Source organism: Rhizobium sp. H4 (assembly GCF_003013335.1).
GTDB classification, from domain to species: Bacteria; Pseudomonadota; Alphaproteobacteria; order Rhizobiales; family Rhizobiaceae; genus Rhizobium; species Rhizobium sophoriradicis.
This window is the reverse complement of sequence record NZ_PSOW01000030.1, coordinates 1-14527: the sequence shown is the minus strand read 5'-3', so window position 1 is coordinate 14527 and position 14527 is coordinate 1. Positions and strand designations below refer to the sequence as shown.

Genomic DNA, 14527 nt, shown 5'->3' with positions numbered 1-14527 from the left:
CCTCCCTGCGACTTTGACGGTTTCGCACTAGATCATCAAACGCCGCACGGGGTGTCTCAATTCATGGAGTCGTTTCATGGAATACGTCAAATTCGGAAAGACCGGTCTCGAAGTGTCGAAAATCTGCCTGGGCTGCATGACCTTCGGCGATCCGGGCCGCGGCAATCATGCCTGGAGCCTGCGGGAAGAGGAAAGCCGGGCAATGATCAAGCAGGCGATCGACCTCGGCATCAATTTTCTCGATACGGCCAACACCTATTCCAACGGTTCCTCGGAAGAGATCGTCGGCCGCGCCATCAAAGACTTCGCCAAGCGCGAGGATATCGTTCTGGCGACCAAGGTGTTCAATCGCATGCGGCCGGGTCCAAACGGCGCCGGCCTGTCACGCAAGGCGATCTTCGACGAGATCGACAATAGTCTTCGCCGTCTCGGCACCGACTATGTCGACCTCTACCAGATCCACCGTTTCGACTACACGACGCCGATCGAGGAAACGCTGGAAGCGCTGCATGATGTCGTCAAAGCGGGCAAGGCGCGTTATATCGGCGCCTCCTCGATGTATGCCTGGCAATTCGCCAAGGCGCTCTACGTCTCCCGGCTGAACGGCTGGACGGAATTCGTCAGCATGCAGAACCATCTGAACCTGCTCTACCGCGAGGAGGAGCGCGAAATGCTGCCGCTCTGCGAAGACCAGAAGATCGCCGTCATTCCCTGGAGCCCTCTTGCCCGCGGCCGTCTGACCCGCGACTGGGACGAGATGACGGCGCGCAGCGAGACCGACGAATTCGGCAAGACGCTCTACACGCAATCGATCGATGCCGACCGCAGGATCGTCCAGGCCGTGGCCGACATCGCCAGCGCCCGCGGCATTTCCCGCGCCCAGGTCGCCACCGCCTGGATTCTGCAGAAGAGCGTGGTGACCGCGCCGATCATCGGCGCGTCCAAACCGAACCACCTGGCTGATGCCGTCGCTTCGCTCACGGTCAAGCTCACTGCCGAGGAAATCGCCGTGCTGGAATCACCCTACATCCCGCACGCCGTCGCCGGCTTCAAATAGCTGCATCCTCTTCGCGGCGCCCTCATAAAGGCAGATCCTCTCCCGGCCGCGGGAGAGGAGTGGGATACGGCACCCAGGGGTCACAGCTCCGTCCTAGCGGTTACCTGAATATCGAGTAATCGGCTGTCATGACCACCGTTCTTCACCGAGATCGTTGAGGCCAATGCGCTCATCGCCTTGCGCGACCAAATTATTTCCGCCTACCGGGATCGAGCTGCCGGCGCATCGTCACCAGAAACTGCTCGGCAAGCGCCCGGTCCTCGACCGCACGGGCCAGAATGACGGCGCCCATCATCGATGAGAGCGTGGTGGCGGCATTGGCGCGGCGCTCCTCGGCGGTGTCGCCGGGAACAATATCGGCAAGCGTTTCGACCAGCACCGACAGCCCGTCGCTGAAGACGGCGCGGACGGCGCCGCGGCTGCGGCTGACCTCCTGGATCAGCGTTGCGAAGACGCAGCTGCCGCCCGGATCGTCGACCGTACGCCAATGGATATAATGGTCGAGAAGCGTTTCGAGCGGCCGGTCCGGCGAACTGGCGATATGCTCCTTCCAGCGCGTTTCGACCTTGTCGATCAGCTTGCGGCTGACCTCCAGCGCCAGCTCGTCCTTCGAAGCGAAATGACCGTAGAAGCCGCCATGCGTCAGCCCCGCCGCCTTCATGATGTCGGCGACGCCAACCCCGTCGAAACCGTTCTCGCGGAAAAGCACGCCGGCAACGCTCAGGATCTTTTCGCGGTTTTCGGCAAATTTTTCGCGGCTGACCCGCATTGCTCATCTCCAGAAAATAGTCGCTTGACAAAATATATGACGCCCATCATGAATACGCAAGAAATATGATGACCATCATGTAAATCGGCAGTCCCTCAGCGCCCTCAAATTGAATTCGAACGGAATCTTGCCCATGGTTTCCACCGTCCTTGCCTCAACCCTTGCCCGGCGCAACATTCATTACGGCTGGGTCGTCGTTGCCGCCACCTTCCTCACCATGTTGGTGACAGCGGGCGCCATGGGCGCACCCGGCGTGCTGATTAAGCCGCTGCAGGACGAATTCGGTTGGGAAACCTCGCAGATTTCCTCCGCACTGGCGATCCGGCTGATCCTTTTCGGCTTCATGGGGCCGTTTGCCGCCGCCTTCATGAATTATTTCGGCGTGCGCAAGGTCATAGTCTTTGCATTGGCGCTGATCGGCATAGGCTTCGTCGGCTCGCTGTTCATGACGACGTTGTGGCAGCTCCTGCTGCTCTGGGGCATCGTCGTCGGCTTCGGCACCGGATTGACGGCCATGGTGCTCGCCGCGACGGTGTCGACGCGCTGGTTCACTAGGCATCGCGGCCTTGTCGTCGGCATGCTTTCGGCAAGCTCGGCCACCGGCCAGCTCGTCTTTCTGCCGCTGATGGCGGAACTGACCGAGCGTTACGGCTGGCGCTCGACGGTATTCTTCGTATGCGCCATGATCATGGTCGCCGCCCTTGCCGTTCTCGCCTTCATGCGCGACCGGCCAGCTGACGTCAATTTGCCCTCTTTGGGCGAGGAGCATGTGACGCCGGCACCGGCCAGGCCGACGCTCGGCGCTGCCCTGATGACGCCGATCACCACGCTTCGCGAGATTTCAACCACCTCGACCTTCTGGATCCTCTTTGCCACCTTCTTCATCTGCGGTCTCAGCACCAACGGCCTGATCCAGACCCATTTCGTCACCCTCTGCGGCGATTTCGGCATCGTGCCGGTGGCCGCCGCCAGCGTGCTGGCCGTCATGGGCATCTTCGATTTCTTCGGCACGATCGGCTCCGGCTGGCTGTCCGACCGGTTCGACAATCGCTGGCTGCTGTTCTGGTACTACGGCCTGCGCGGCCTGTCGCTGCTCTATCTGCCCTTCAGCGATTTCAGCTTCTACGGCCTTTCGATCTTCGCCATCTTCTATGGCCTCGACTGGATCGCCACCGTGCCGCCGACCGTCAAGATCGCCGCCGACCGCTTCGGCCGTGAAAAGGCCGGCCTCGTCTTCGGCTGGGTCTTTGCCGGCCATCAGTTGGGCGCCGCCACCGCCGCCTATGGCGCCGGCCTCTCGCGCACGGAACTGTCGAGCTATCTGCCCGCCTTCTTCGTCGCCGGCGCCTTCTGCCTGCTGGCCTCGATCCTGGCGCTCACGCTGAAGAAATCAGGCCTGCCGAGCGCGGCTCCTGCCGCCGCCCATTGATCAAGCAAGATCCGGCCTCGAAGCAAGACCGGATTTCTCCACTCGATCAGTCTGATAACTTGGCCAGACCGTCTTGCGCGCGCGGGCGCTCACATGTTAGACAGCCGCCCGGTCTGTATCCGTTGCCCCATTGGCGGAATTGGTAGACGCGCTCGACTCAAAATCGAGTTTCGAAAGAAGTGCTGGTTCGACTCCGGCATGGGGCACCAGCCTACGCTCTGTGAGCTTCGGCTCGGCGAGCCGAAGCTTACAGAGCGTAGGCTGTCGCGCCGTAGTTCCGTCAGGAACGAAGGCGGACTGGTTTCGACCAGCAGCGCCTCGATCCCGATACGGGACAATCCGCATCCAGCTGAAACTATTTATTCTTCAGCAGCCACATCTTGCCGGCCATGGTGATGCCGTAGACGTCTTTCGAGACATCGTCATCGAGGTGCCGCCGCTCAAGGAAACCCGGCTCCTTCAGCTCGCCCAGCGTCTTAGCGGTGACCGATTTGATTTTCTGAGGCCGCTCTTTCCAGCGGTCGTTCTTCGCGTAGGTCACCGTTGCGTTCTGATGCGTCCATTTATTGGCCGGCTGAGGGTAAAGGTCTCCATCCCTGGCGAGTTTCAGCGCGGCGATCTGGGACGGCGTAAGTTCAATCATACTCGAAAATCCTGTGCAGGCGGTGTTTGCGCTGCAAATGCGCTAATACCAAAGGCGTGCTCATAACACCGATGGGCGCGTTTCACCACTGCATTGAGAGTATGCCCGGCATGAAAGGCGAAAACCCGGCTCTTTGAACCGGGCCCCGCCCTTCTGTGATAGTTTCATCAGTTACAGCGCCGCACAGTCCTGGTAACCTCGCCGTCCTCGGTCTGGCGGGTGACGCTCCTGGTTTCGCATCCATTGTCGCGATAGCGACGGCGTTCGCGTTCGCGGACACCGAAGGTCACGCCGCGCTCGCTGATGGTAATCCCGGGCCGGACCCGCTCCTGGCGATAGCCGTCGTCATCATAGGTGCGCTCTCGGACATAGATGCTGTCGGCGAGGACAGGTGTTGCAAACGAACAGGCGGCAAGCGCCGCCACAGTACAGTTCAGGATGAACTTCCGCATGTCGTTTCTCCTTCTCGTGATGAGGGGGCAACGACCTAAGCTAAAACTGGTTCCACATCGCTGGCGCGCCGGCCATGGCGATCCTTTGCCGAGAATATCTGTTCCCGACTGGCCAAGAGCGCCGACCAGGCCCTCAAAATGCAAATCAACTGTTTAATTTTGCTTAGGCTTCGTCCAAGGTGGCGACCGTTACCATCAGATGAGGGCGGACGTGCATCAGGAAGTAGGACTTATCGCGACGGTCGCCGTCAGTTTCGTTTTCGCGGCGGTCCTCGGCTATGGCGCGGACCGGCTCCGGCTGCCGCCGCTCGTCGGCTATCTGATGGCAGGTATCCTGATTGGGCCCCTGACGCCCGGCTTCGTCGCCGACACGGCCCTTGCCGGCCAGCTCGCCGAAATGGGCGTCATTCTGCTGATGTTCGGCGTCGGCTTGCATTTTTCCGCCTCCGATCTGCTCGCCGTGCGCGGCATCGCCGTGCCCGGCGCGATCGGACGGATTTGCCTCGCCACGCTGCTGGGCATCGGCCTTTGCAAGCTCTGGGGCTGGAGCCTCGGCGCCGGGATTGTCTTCGGCCTCAGCCTGTCGGTTGCGAGCACCGTCGTGCTCCTGAAGGCGCTGGAGGAGCGCAATCTTGTCAATGCGGCAAGCGGACGCGTCGCTGTCGGTTGGCTGATCGTCGAAGATCTGGCGATGGTTCTGGCCTTGGTGCTGCTGCCGGCGCTGGCAGAACTTCTCGGTGGCCATGCCGTCGATGCGACCAATCACGGTCTCGGCGAACTGCCGCTGACGCTGACGATCGGGCTGACCTTGTTGAAGGTGGCGGCTTTCGCCGCCATGGCGATCTTCCTCGGCCCTCGGATCGTGCCCTGGCTGCTGACGATGATCGCCCGCACCGGCTCGCGCGAACTCTTCACGCTGACGGTGCTGGCGATCGCGCTCGGCATCGCCTTCGGCTCGGCCGCGATCTTCGGCGTCTCCTTTGCGCTCGGCGCCTTCTTCGCCGGCGTCATCATGAGCGAATCCCAGCTCAGCCACCGAGCCGCGGCCGATTCGCTGCCGTTGCAGAACGCCTTCTCCGTGCTGTTCTTCGTCTCCGTCGGCATGCTCTTCGACCCCTCGATCCTGGTGCGCGAGCCGCTGGCCGTAATCGGCGCGCTGGCGCTCGTCATTGTCGGCAAGGCCATCATCACCTTCGCGATCGTCATGCTGCTGCGCTATCCGATCAGCATGGGCCTGACCTTGGCCGGCGGACTTGCTCAGATTGGCGAATTTTCATTCATCCTCGCCGGCCTCGGCGTCTCGCTCGGGCTTCTGCCGCATGAGGGCCAGGATCTGATCCTTGCCGCCGCGATCCTGTCGATTACTCTCAACCCCGTCGTGATCTTCGCGAGCGACGGCCTTAAGAAATATATGCATTCGACATGGCCTCTCCTTTTCGAAAGCTACGGCAGAAAGAAGCAGAAGACGCTCAGCAAGGAACTGGAAAAGATCAGGGCGCTCGGCGAGGAGCGCGAACGCCAGTACCAGCTGAAGATGCAGCAGCTGATCGAAACTTTCCCTCTATTCTCCCAGGTCGGCGAGGACGCACAGGAGGAGCTTCTACTGCTCTTCAAGGCAAAGGCCGCCCCGCCTGGAGAACGCGTCATCCGCCGCGGCGATCGCGGCGATAGCATGTATTTCATCTCCTCGGGCGCCGTCGAAGTGCGGCTCGCCAGCGGCGCGATCCGCCTCGAACCGGGCGCCTTCTTCGGCGAGATGGCGCTGCTGAGCGGCGGACGGCGCACGGCCGACGTCATCGCCGTCGACTTCTGCCAGTTCGAGGTGCTCGAGCGGCGCGACTTCAACATGTTCATGTCGCACCATCCCAATCTGCGGGCGATCGTCAGCGAAATGGCCCAGAAGCGCACGGAGATGAACGTGCTGCGTCAGCAATGGGAAAAATCGATGGATCTGTCCTGAAACCGCAGTCCGCCATCGTGCCGCGATCCGTTCAGGAATATGCCGGCCAGTAACCGTCGGAACGGAAATCCGCGGGGATGGGATCGAGCCGCGACAGCGCTTCGGCGGCGAAATCGATCTGCATCGACAGATATTGCAGCGCCGCCGGCATCGGGGCGCCGGTCACAAATTCCCGGATGCGGGAGGGATGATAACCGCTGTCGTTGAGCCGCCGGACGGCTTCCCGGCGGACGTCGTCGCGGTTCGGCCTGCCGTCCTGCTCGATACGCCAGTCCGTCAACGCGGCCTGCCCAAGGCCGCCTTCGATCACCTTGAATTTCATGTCTCGCCACCCTGCATTCCGACGCGAAAAAGCTTGCCGCAGAATGGCTGATTCGCAATCTTGCGAAATCTTGGAAGACGCGCACACACTCCGGCGTCACAAAATTTTTAGACCGAGGTGGCACGAAGGACACGGACGAGCATTTACAGCGCTGCCTGCGGCCCCTAAAGCTCTTTTGCATCGCAACAGGAAAGGAACGGAATGCTCCGCAGACTTTACGATTGGACCATGTCTCTGGCCGCGCGCAAATCGGCCGAAGTCTGGCTCGCCGTCATCGCCTTCGTCGAAAGCTCCGTCTTTCTCGTCCCTGCCGATGTGCTTTTCCTGCCGATGGCGCTCGCCAAACCGGAACGCTCCTATCGCTACGCGTTGGTTGCGACCATCGCCTCCGTGCTCGGCGGCATCGCCGGCTGGGCGCTCGGCTATTACGCCTATGATGCAATCGCCAGACCAGTTCTTGAGTTCTACAGCAAATTCGATGAATTCGAGCAATGGCGAAGCGCAATTCACGGCGAATGGGAAATCCTGTTACTATTGCTGGTGACTTCCGGCTTAGCACACCTTCCGCCGATTAAGGTCGTGACCATTCTGGCTGGCGTCATTGGCATGAATCTAGGCTTCTTTGTTATTTCCGCGATCATAGCTCGCGGTGCTCGGTTCCTGCTTTTGGCGTGGCTGCTTCGTCGATATGGCGAGCCAATCCGCCATTTCGTCGAGAAACGCCTTGGTCAGATCGTCGGCATCGGTGCAGGCGTCCTCATCACACTCGGAATCGCGTATAAACTGCTTGCCCACTGAGCCAATTTCGCGGAGTTCCGCCATGACTGCCACTTCTTCGCCGCTCGCCCGCCCCGGCTTTATCTATTCTATATTGCTCGCTATCGGCATGGCTGCGGTGGTCGGCGCCGCGATCGGTTTCCAGTATATCGGCGGCTATATTCCCTGCGCCCTCTGCCTGCTGCAGCGGCAACCTTATTATTATGCCATTCCGATCGCCATTCTCGCTGCGATCTGCGAGCTCGCCGGTCTGCCGAACTGGATTTCCCGCGCAATGATTCTCGCGGCCGGCATCCTGATGCTCGTTACAGCCGGCATGGGCGTCTATCACGCCGGCGTGGAATGGCACTTCTGGCCGGGCCCGGCCACGTGCTCGACGACGGCAAACGGGCTGACGAGCAATGCCGGCGATCTGCTCACCGAGCTCAATACGATCAAAGGCCCCTCCTGCACCGATGCGGCGCTGAGAGTGCTCGGCCTGTCTTTTGCAGGCTGGAATGTAATCGCAGGAGTTCTACTCGCGGCCTTCGCCTTTGTCGGCGTCCGCAAGGCCGCGTGATCAGGATCGATCAGGGCTGCAGCTCAGTATCCCAGTAGAGATAATCGAGCCAGCTGTCATGCAGATAGTTCGGCGGAAACAGCCGGCCGTTATTGTGCAGATCCTGCACGGTCGGCTGATAGGGCTTCTGCGACGGGAACATGCCCGCCTGCTTCGGAAGCTTGCTGCCCTTGCGCAGATTGCAGGGCGAGCAGGCCGCCACGACATTCTCCCAGGTCGTCTCGCCGCCATGGGCGCGCGGGATGACGTGATCGAAGGTCAGATCGTCATGGGCGCCGCAATACTGGCATTCGAACCGGTCGCGCAGGAAGACGTTGAACCGGGTGAATGCGGGATTACGGGACGGCTGAACGTAGGTCTTCAGGCATACGACACTCGGAAGCCGCATCGAAAAGCTCGGCGAGGAAACTGAATGTTCATATTCTGCAATGATATTCACACGGTCGAGAAATACCGCCTTGATCGCGTCCTGCCAGGACCAAAGCGACAAGGGGTAATAACTCAGCGGCCGATAGTCAGCGTTCAGGACGAGCGCCGGCAGGGCCTGTGGGGAGACTGCAATCGTCAAGGGACTCTCCTGATCGATTCGGCATCTGCACCTGTATATTAGGCCGGTTGTTACAGGATTGTGAAGTCCAATAAATTCAGAGGATAAAGGCAATTTAAAGAGTGTGACCGATCAGCCGACTGGCACCATGTCACGACGCATTTTCGTGGCGTAATAGGCCCAGAAAAGCCGGGCTGCCACCGAGCGCCACGGCGACCAGACTTCCGAAAGCTTGGCAAGCGCCTTCGCTTGCGGCCGCGCCGCAAGTCCGAGCGCCGCGCCGACGGCGTTCTGCAGCGCGACATCGCCGGCCGGAAAGACATCGGCATGGCCGCCGCAGAACATCAGATAGACCTCCGCCGTCCACGGGCCTACGCCCTTCAGCCCCGTCAGTTCGCCAAGCGCTTCGCCCGGCGGCTTCAGGCAGAGCCCGGAAAGATCGAGGCTGCCGGAGGCAACCGCTTCAGCGATCCGCGTCAGCGTATCGGCCTTGGCGCGCGACAGGCCGAATTCCCGCCATGCCTCGGGGTGAAACAGCAGGTAAGCTTCCGCCGTGAGCGGACCGTCCGCCGGCAGCATGCGCCGCCAGATCGCCTCGGCGCTGGCACGCGAGACCATTTGCGACACGATGATATGGGCAAGGCCGGCAAATCCGGGCTCGCGCAGTCGCAGCGGAAGCGGGCCAACATCCGCTGCGATCGGTGCGAGGCGCGGATCGAGGCGAAGCAGCACTTCGAGCCCCAGCCTGACGTCATCGTCGTTGCGAATGATCTGCACCTCGCGCCCCCAGTGGTTCAAAACCAAAATCCGTGGCAGAAGAAAGCATGACCACGAGCGAGCGTCAAAAACCTGTCTTTCGTTTTGCGCCGAGTCCCAACGGATCGCTGCATCTCGGCCATGCCCTGTCGGCCTTTTTGAACCGCGACATGGCCGAAGCCTCTCATGGCCGCCTGCTGCTGCGCATCGAGGATATCGACCAGGCTCGCTGCACCCCCGAATTCGAAGCCGGCATCCTGCGGGACATCGACTGGCTTGGCATCGACTGGGAAAGTCCGGTGCGGCGCCAGTCGGAGCATTTTCCGGAGTACCAGGCGGCGCTGCATGCGCTGATCGAACGTGGCCTGGTCTATCCGGCTTTCCTGACGCGCGGCGAAGTGAAGGCGCGTGTCGCCGCTTACGAGGCAACGGGCCAATCCTGGCCGCGCGATCCCGACGGCACGCCGCATTATCCGCCGATTGATCGCGAGCGGCCGGAAACCGAATGGCGGGAGATCCTTTCCTCCGGGAAAAAACATGCCTGGCGGCTCGACATGCGCAAGGCGCTCGACCTGATCGGCGAACTGCTGTTCTGGACGGAAACCGGTGACGGCAGGACAGGCGAGATCGCCGCCGAACCTGGCGTCTGGGGAGATGTCATCCTGTCGCGCTCGGATGCTCCTTCGAGCTACCATCTTTCGGTGGTCGTCGATGATGCCCTGCAGGGCGTCACCCATGTCGTGCGCGGGCTCGACCTTTTCCACGCCACATCGGTGCACCGGCTGCTGCAGGTTCTGCTCGGCCTGCCGCAGCCCCTCTACCACCATCATCGTCTCATTCTCGACGCCGATGGCCGCAAGCTTTCAAAAAGCGAAGGTGACAGCGGGCTCGCCGAATTGCGTGCCCGGGGCATGTCAGGGGCCGACATTCGCCGTCTTGTCGGGCTCTGAGCGCCGTTCGACACGCTCCCTGCCGACGATCGAAAGCGTATGCGAGAACATCCGGAAGACGCGGAACTTGATCAGCGCCGCATTGATCTCCGCGCCGATAATGAAGATGGCGCCGACCATGTAGAGAAAGATCAGCACGATCATCACCGAGGCGAGACCGGCATAGGTTGCCGTATAATTGGCGAAGGTGGCCAGATAATAGGCAAAGATCAGCGCGCCGGCGAGCCAGAGAAGCAGCGTCAGCAAGACCCCGGGAATTACGTCGAAAACCCGCCGCTTGCCGGCCGGCAGCCAGAGATGCATGACCAACAGGCCGACGGTCAGCACGACAAGTGTGCCGTAAATGCGCCAGCTGAAGACGATGCCGAGCGTATCGGCAAACAGCGGAAACCAATTCCTGGCATAATCGAGCGCCAACGGCACCGCCACCAGCAGGATGCTGATCGCCGCGAAGATGATGACCGCGATCAGCACGTAGCCGAGGCTGGCCAGGCGGGTGAAATACCACGCCCGGGTTTCCTGCACCCGGTAGGCACGATTGAGCGAGATGCGCAGCGCTTCGACGCCGTTTGAGGCGAAATAGGCGGCCGCCAGCACCGAGATCGTCAGCAGCCCGCCGCGTTGAATGGTCAGGACCTGCAGCACCTGGTCGGCCAGCGGCTTGGCGATCGCTTCTGGCCAGGTGTCGAAGATCAGATGGATGGCGGTGGAGGAAAACTGATCGGCGCCGAGGAAGCTTGCAAGCGCGGTACCGAAGATCAGGAAAGGGAAAACCGCAAGCAGGCTCGACAGCGCCACGTGGCTTGCCATCGCAAATCCGTCGTCCTCGACCATGTGACAGATCGCGTCATAGACCACGTCGTAGATCGTGCGCAGCACCTTCCGCATTCCGTCTCCGGCTTCGAGATTGTATCCTCTGGCCGAATATGGGAAACGAGTCCCATTTTGTACAGGAATCATTCCATGGTGGAGCATCGAACAATCGTCGTCACCGGCTGTTCCTCCGGCATCGGCGCTCATTGCGCCCGGGCGCTGAAAGCCGATGGCTAGCGCGTCTTTGCGACGGTACGCAAAACCGATGATCTGGCGGCCCTTCAAGCCGACGGCATTGAAGCCTTCCTGATGGATTATGCCCGAACCGAGACGATCACCGAGCTGGTCGGCACGGCTCTCGAACGCAGCGGCGGTCGCGTCGACGCGCTCTTCAACAACGGCGCCTATGGCCAGCCGGGCGCCGTCGAGGATCTTTCGACGGCAGCGCTGCGCGCCCAGTTCGAAGCGAATTTCTTCGGCTGGCACGAATTGACGCGGCAGGTCATTCCGTCAATGCGCAAACATGGCCAGGGCCGGATCGTGCAATGCTCGTCCATTCTCGGGGTGGTCCCCTATCGCTATCGCGGCGCCTATACCGCCTCCAAATTCGCGCTCGAGGGCCTCAGCATCACCCTGCGCATGGAGCTCCACGGCAGCGGCATCCATGTGAGCCTGATCGAGCCGGGACCGATCGCCACACGTTTCACCGCCAATGCGCTCGCAAAGTTCAATGAGAATATCGACGTCGAGAACTCGCCGCACGCAGCCGATTATATCAGACAGTTGGCGAGGCTCGAGGGTACGGGGCCGGTCAACCGCCATAAACTTGGCCCGGAGGCGGTCTATTCGGTATTGAAACACGCATTGAAGGCGAAAAACCCAAGGCCACATTATCCTGTAACGACTCCGGCTAAACAGGGCATGTTCCTGAAGCGGCTGCTCCCGGCGGGCCTCTTCTACAACCTGATGCGCTGGACGGACTGATTAGAAAGCTGAGCGGCATGTCCACGGTCACCTATATCCTTGCGATCATCGTCATGGGCATCGTCGCCCTGGTGCTGATCCGCGGCCTCTTCAACATGATGAAGGGCGGCGACGCCAACCTTTCCAACAAGCTGATGCAGCTTCGCGTCCTGCTGCAGGCAGTCGCTGTCATCCTGATCATGGTGACGCTCTGGCTGACCGGCGGCGGCCGCCCGACCTGAGGAAACCCTGGAGCGGGGATTTTAATGATGCACGCAAACATATCCTCCCTCATTCTTGTGCTCGTCACAGCAATCCAGCCACGGCGCGTCCGCCCCGTGAATGACCACTGCCTGCCATTGAAAAAGTCTTCCGCGCCCAAGGACTTGGGCGCACTGGATTCCTGTGACGAGCACAGCAATGAGGGAGGGGCGAGCGCCGGCTTGAGGACGCACCCGCCCGGGCCATTATGGCGAGAAGCCCAACCCCACCCTCCGTCATCCCAGGGCTTGACCCGAGGATCCATCCCCCTAACCGCTGATGGATGTGGTGTGGATGCTCGGGTCGAGCCCACGGCTGTCCGGTTGGTACCGATGGCTGCCCCTCACCCTAACCCTCTCCCCATTCTGACGGGGAGAGGGGACGTGCCCCGCAAGACGTCGGTGAGGGACGGAAAGGGTGCGGCATATTGCCTTCTCCCCGTAAAAACGGGGAGAAGGTGGCGGCAGCCGGATGAGGGGCCGGCCTCCCCGATCTCCTGCCTTGCGGCAGCCCTCCCCCCAACAGGCGGTGCGGCATGGTGAAGCTCAACAAGATTTACACGAAGACCGGCGACGACGGCACGACAGGGCTGGCTTCCGGCCCGCGCCGCTGGAAGGACGATCTGCGTGTCGAGGCCTATGGCACGATCGACGAGGCCAACTCCGCGATCGGCCTGGCGCGGCTTTACACGACCGACATGGCCGAGCTCGACACCATGCTGATGTCGATCCAGAACGATCTCTTCGACCTCGGCGCCGATCTCGCGACACCCGATACCGGCGAGCCGCCGGCCTATGAGCCGCTGCGGATCGTCGAGACGCAGGTCGAGCGCATCGAGCGCGATATCGATCGGCTGAACGCCCGGCTCGGTCCGCTGACATCCTTCATTCTACCGGGCGGCAGCCCGGCCGCCGCGCATCTGCATCTCGCCCGCACGATCGCCCGCCGGGCCGAACGGCTGATGGTGACGCTGGCGCGCATGGAGGGCGAAATCGTCGGCGGGACCGCGATGAAATATATCAACCGGCTTTCGGATTTCCTCTTCGTCGCTGCCCGCCATGCAAATGACCAGGGTCGTGCGGATGTGCTTTGGGTTCCGGGAAAAAACAGATAGGTTTGCCGCGATCACGATTGCCGGGGGGCCTTATGTTCATACCATTTCACGACGCCAATACGCTGAAACATATCAAGGTCCAGTGGGTGACGCTGGCTTTGATCGCGCTGAATGTCGCAGTCTTGCTCTTTATCAACCTGGAGAGCGAACAGGCTGCCCAGGCAACGACCGTTGGCCTCGGCTACATCCCGGCGATCGCCTTCGGGCAGGCACAGTTGGCTGAGGGATTGGAGATCGTGCCGGAGCCGCTGACCTATCTCACCTATGCCTTCGTCCATTCGGGCTTCTGGCATCTGGCTTCCAATATGGTCTTCCTGTGGGTCTTCGGCGACAATGTCGAGGATGCGATGGGGCATATGCGCTTCCTGCTTTTCTATCTCCTCTGCGCGGCCGTCGGCGCGCTTTGCCACGGCTTGCTGACGACGACACCGGAAGCGCCGCTGGTCGGCGCCTCGGGGGCGATCTCCGGGGTCGTTGCCGCTTATGTCATACTGCATCCGCGCGTCAGGGTCTGGGTGCTGGTGTTCTTCCGTGTGCCCTTGCCCCTGCCGGCCTTCGTGCCGCTACTTTTGTGGATCGGCCAGCAGTTCTTCATGCTGGCGATTGCACCCGATGGAGACGTCTCCTGGGGCGCCCATGTCGGCGGCATTCTTGCCGGTGCTGTGTTAATCCTGGTGCTGCGTCGTCGCGGCGTACCGCTCTTCGATCGGGAAATCGTGACGCCGCGCGCCGTGAGGAACGAAGCCGGCGCGGGTACGGCCATTGCGGCCGGCGCGAACGGACGGATCGAGCGTCTTCCCTGGGACCGTGGCCGAGGTTAACAGATGGATTGACGTGCACGTAAACGTCAATATATTGCGAAAGCAATGCCCGGCCTGCGTCATTGCAAGCGTTGTATTTGGAGGAAAAACGCGTATCCATGTCGCCATTCGACAATCGAAGCGACGCTCGAGCGCGCATTTTCCTTAAAGCCTCGCTGAGCCAGTTTTCTTGAAGGAAGGACCCCCATGAAGATTCTCGTGCCCGTTAAACGGGTTGTCGACTACAACGTGAAGATCCGTGTGAAGCCGGATGGTTCGGGTGTCGAGCTTGCCAATGTGAAGATGTCGATGAACCCGTTCGACGAGATCTCGGTGGAAGAGGCGCTGCGGCTGA

At 61.2% G+C, this 14527-nt stretch carries 16 protein-coding genes, 1 tRNA gene and 2 pseudogenes; 12 read left to right on the top strand and 7 right to left on the bottom strand.

Annotated elements, in window-relative coordinates:
* Positions 1-76: 76 nt before the first annotated feature.
* Positions 77-1057, top strand: a complete 981-nt coding sequence (locus tag C4N04_RS30330) for an aldo/keto reductase (protein ID WP_106797723.1) — start codon at positions 77-79, stop codon at positions 1055-1057.
* Between the two features lie 190 nt (positions 1058-1247).
* On the opposite strand, the gene C4N04_RS30325 is transcribed toward C4N04_RS30330, so the two are convergent.
* Positions 1248-1826 carry a TetR/AcrR family transcriptional regulator gene (locus C4N04_RS30325; RefSeq protein ID WP_038691560.1) on the bottom strand — a complete coding sequence of 193 codons (579 nt, stop codon included), beginning with the start codon at positions 1824-1826 and terminating at the stop codon, positions 1248-1250.
* A 133-nt stretch (positions 1827-1959) separates the two neighbouring features.
* Between C4N04_RS30325 and C4N04_RS30320 the strand changes: the two genes are divergently transcribed.
* Positions 1960-3255, top strand: coding sequence for an MFS transporter (locus C4N04_RS30320; RefSeq protein ID WP_077991997.1), 1296 nt, complete (start codon positions 1960-1962; stop codon positions 3253-3255).
* A 124-nt stretch (positions 3256-3379) separates the two neighbouring features.
* A tRNA-Leu gene (locus C4N04_RS30315) sits at positions 3380-3464 on the top strand.
* 146 nt (positions 3465-3610) lie between these two features.
* Here C4N04_RS30315 and C4N04_RS30310 read toward each other — a convergent pair.
* Both C4N04_RS30310 and C4N04_RS30305 read right to left on the bottom strand, forming a co-directional pair.
* Positions 3611-3898 (bottom strand): hypothetical protein, encoded by a 288-nt coding sequence (locus C4N04_RS30310; protein WP_003589997.1) that lies wholly within the window; start codon positions 3896-3898, stop codon positions 3611-3613.
* Positions 3899-4065: 167 nt separating this feature from the next.
* Positions 4066-4350 carry a hypothetical protein gene (locus tag C4N04_RS30305; protein WP_077991998.1) on the bottom strand — a complete coding sequence of 95 codons (285 nt, stop codon included), beginning with the start codon at positions 4348-4350 and terminating at the stop codon, positions 4066-4068.
* Positions 4351-4561: 211 nt separating this feature from the next.
* Here C4N04_RS30305 and C4N04_RS30300 point away from each other — a divergent pair, with 211 nt between their 5' ends.
* On the top strand, positions 4562-6310 hold the full coding sequence (locus C4N04_RS30300; protein WP_039623541.1) for a cation:proton antiporter: 1749 nt from the start codon (positions 4562-4564) through the stop codon (positions 6308-6310).
* Positions 6311-6341: 31 nt separating this feature from the next.
* On the opposite strand, the gene C4N04_RS30295 is transcribed toward C4N04_RS30300, so the two are convergent.
* A complete protein-coding gene (locus C4N04_RS30295) occupies positions 6342-6632 on the bottom strand; it encodes a hypothetical protein (RefSeq protein WP_106797722.1) in 291 nt (96 codons plus the stop codon).
* A 201-nt stretch (positions 6633-6833) separates the two neighbouring features.
* Between C4N04_RS30295 and C4N04_RS30290 the strand changes: the two genes are divergently transcribed.
* Both C4N04_RS30290 and C4N04_RS30285 read left to right on the top strand, forming a co-directional pair.
* Positions 6834-7430, top strand: coding sequence for a YqaA family protein (locus C4N04_RS30290; protein WP_077992000.1), 597 nt, complete (start codon positions 6834-6836; stop codon positions 7428-7430).
* A gap of 22 nt (positions 7431-7452) precedes the next feature.
* Complete coding sequence (locus C4N04_RS30285) at positions 7453-7968, top strand: disulfide bond formation protein B (RefSeq protein WP_009991727.1); 516 nt, start codon at positions 7453-7455, stop codon at positions 7966-7968.
* Positions 7969-7978: 10 nt separating this feature from the next.
* Here the strand turns inward: C4N04_RS30285 and C4N04_RS30280 are convergent, their stop codons facing one another.
* Complete coding sequence (locus C4N04_RS30280) at positions 7979-8536, bottom strand: HNH endonuclease (RefSeq protein WP_077992002.1); 558 nt, start codon at positions 8534-8536, stop codon at positions 7979-7981.
* Between the two features lie 111 nt (positions 8537-8647).
* Entirely contained in the window at positions 8648-9292 is a 645-nt protein-coding gene (locus tag C4N04_RS30275) for a DNA-3-methyladenine glycosylase (RefSeq protein ID WP_106797728.1), read from the bottom strand.
* Positions 9293-9339: 47 nt separating this feature from the next.
* Here C4N04_RS30275 and gluQRS point away from each other — a divergent pair, with 47 nt between their 5' ends.
* A complete protein-coding gene (gluQRS, locus tag C4N04_RS30270) occupies positions 9340-10221 on the top strand; it encodes a tRNA glutamyl-Q(34) synthetase GluQRS (protein ID WP_106797721.1) in 882 nt (293 codons plus the stop codon).
* Here gluQRS and C4N04_RS30265 read toward each other — a convergent pair.
* Entirely contained in the window at positions 10186-11109 is a 924-nt protein-coding gene (locus C4N04_RS30265; protein WP_106797720.1) for a YihY/virulence factor BrkB family protein, read from the bottom strand. The genes gluQRS and C4N04_RS30265 overlap by 36 nt on opposite strands.
* 75 nt (positions 11110-11184) lie before the next feature.
* Between C4N04_RS30265 and C4N04_RS30260 the strand changes: the two are divergent.
* From C4N04_RS30260 to C4N04_RS30235, 5 genes and pseudogenes are all read left to right on the top strand, one after another.
* Positions 11185-12018: pseudogene (locus C4N04_RS30260) on the top strand (SDR family oxidoreductase).
* A gap of 17 nt (positions 12019-12035) precedes the next feature.
* Positions 12036-12239 carry a twin transmembrane helix small protein gene (locus tag C4N04_RS30255; protein WP_038691576.1) on the top strand — a complete coding sequence of 68 codons (204 nt, stop codon included), beginning with the start codon at positions 12036-12038 and terminating at the stop codon, positions 12237-12239.
* 554 nt (positions 12240-12793) lie between these two features.
* Complete coding sequence (locus C4N04_RS30245) at positions 12794-13372, top strand: cob(I)yrinic acid a,c-diamide adenosyltransferase (RefSeq protein WP_096771894.1); 579 nt, start codon at positions 12794-12796, stop codon at positions 13370-13372.
* Between the two features lie 32 nt (positions 13373-13404).
* Positions 13405-14193 (top strand): rhomboid family intramembrane serine protease, encoded by a 789-nt coding sequence (locus tag C4N04_RS30240; protein ID WP_106797719.1) that lies wholly within the window; start codon positions 13405-13407, stop codon positions 14191-14193.
* 186 nt (positions 14194-14379) lie between these two features.
* Positions 14380-14527, top strand: a pseudogene (locus C4N04_RS30235) (electron transfer flavoprotein subunit beta/FixA family protein); the annotation flags it as partial.